Here is a 1,706-nt window from a genome sequence, read left to right on the forward strand (position 1 = left end):
CTTGTGTATCTACACCTTCCTTGATCCGTTCTGACAGCTTCGCTATGGTATAATGCTGCAGGAAGTCTCGTAGATTCAAATCGATTCCCATTTCCCTGCTTATTCTGGTTCGGATTTGTACCATCAGAATCGAATTTCCACCCAGTTCAAAGAAGTGATCATGGATTCCTATTCGTTCGACGTCCAATACCTCTTTCCATATTTCCGTCAGTTTCTGCTCAGTTTCATTACGTGCTCCTTCGTATTTCGAATCCATTTGCTGCTCCACATCCGGGATCGGCAGCTCTCTTCGATTCACCTTGCCATTAGGCGATAACGGTAGTTTCTCCAATTCCATATATTGCGACGGCACCATATAGCTCGGCAGTTCCCGTTGTAAATATATTCGCAGCTCCTCTGGGGTCACTTCCTCCTCATCTGGAACATAGTACGCACATAGAAATACATGATTGCGATGATCTCTCCGTTCCATCACCACTGCACTTTGGATGAATTCATGTGCCAGCAGGCGTCCCTCAATTTCTCCTAGCTCTACCCGGTACCCCCGAATCTTGACCTGCTGATCCTTTCGTCCTTGAAACTCGATATAACCGGCTGAACGCCATACGCCATAATCTCCCGTTCGGTATAGTCGACCCAGCTCTGGATGTTCCACAAACGATTCACGGGTTTTCTGTTCATCATTCAGGTAACCTGCCGCAAGCCCCATCCCGCCAATATACAATTCCCCTTGTACATCCGCCGGACAAGGCTTCAGCTCATAGTTCAGCACATACATCTGCTGGTTCGCCAGCGGCCTGCCATAAGGTATCGAGGCGGTCTGTCTATCCCATTCCTTGATTGGGTAGTAAATGGACCAAATCGAGGCTTCTGTTGCTCCCCCCAAGCTAATCACTTCTGCATGTGGGCAATGTCGCTTTATTTTCTCAGGCAGCTGTAGCGGTATCCAGTCCCCGCTGAGCAACACCGTTCGAATTCCCTCATTGTGAAAGTCATCCGTGACGCTGGCCAGCACCATTTCCATAATAGCCGGTACGGAATTCCATATGGTGATGCCCTGATGCTCTATCGTGTAGATTACATCTTCCACATCCCGCTGATCGTCAATCAATACCAACGCCGCTCCGGCTGCCAAGGCCCCGAACAGATCATATACAGACAGATCGAAACACATGGAGGACAAACCTATCATTCGGTCGCGCTCATGGACGCCGAATTTATGATTTATATCCTGAATTGTATTGGCTGCTGCTCCGTGTGTTGTGATTACGCCCTTGGGGCGGCCTGTGCTGCCCGATGTATAGATCACATACGCCACATCGTCTGGATGATAATCCAGCGGAAGTGCTTCGTCAGCATATCCTGCTAGGTCGGCCGTATCATACAACTCCGGTCCTATAGTCAGCTTACACTGACTGTGCTCGTGAATGTAGTGGCGCCGTTCTTCCGGATAGTCTGGATCCACCGGTACATAAGCTGCTCCAGCCTTCAAAATACCTATAACATTAGCGATGGTTGCAATGCTCCGGCTTACCAATACGCTGACATAATCACCACGACATACCCCCTGCTCTTGCAAATAGCGGGCAATCTGATTCGAACGTTTCTGCAGTTCTCCATACGTGAGGCTTTCATGCTTATATATTAACGCCACTGCTTCTGCACTACGCCCTGCCTGCGCCTCGAACAACCCGTGCAAGGTGCTA

At 49.4% G+C, this 1,706-nt stretch carries 1 protein-coding gene; it reads right to left on the reverse strand.

Annotated features, from left to right (window positions below; translation table 11 throughout):
* Nucleotides 1-1,706, reverse strand: a 1,706-nt coding sequence (locus ABEW32_RS26355; protein ID WP_430193267.1) for a non-ribosomal peptide synthetase, incomplete at both ends; no start/stop codon positions are given.

This window comes from Paenibacillus jamilae (assembly GCF_050482105.1).
Lineage (GTDB): Bacteria > Bacillota > Bacilli > Paenibacillales > Paenibacillaceae > Paenibacillus > Paenibacillus jamilae_B.